The organism is Colwellia sp. 6M3 (assembly GCF_014077595.1).
Taxonomy (GTDB): Bacteria; Pseudomonadota; Gammaproteobacteria; order Enterobacterales; family Alteromonadaceae; genus Cognaticolwellia.
Map to the genome: position 1 here is coordinate 1 of NZ_JACGWF010000268.1, position 250 is coordinate 250.

The 250-nt window shown below is 38.8% G+C and carries 1 protein-coding gene; it reads left to right on the top strand.

Annotation, left to right across the window (positions count from 1 at the left end):
* Window positions 1-96: 96 nt before the first annotated feature.
* A partial coding sequence (locus H4J50_RS19345; RefSeq protein ID WP_182198119.1) for a transposase domain-containing protein occupies window positions 97-250 on the top strand: 154 nt, incomplete at its 3' end.

Sequence of the window (250 nt, forward strand, 5' to 3'; positions counted from 1 at the left end):
GCTAACACCGATCAGTTAAGGTATTTTTGATCGGTTGACCGATCTTTTGGTTGCTTCACAATACCCTTATCATCTTTTGATTATGAGGGTATTTTTATGCTTAGTCATTGGTTACTTGATACAGATATATTCGCCACTCCTGACTCTTTATCTACATTTCAGAAACATATCCCTCTTGAGTGGATTTCTAATGTGCTCGAGCAGACCGATAAAGCAAGTATTCGCAAACGTAAGTTACCTGCTGAGCTTG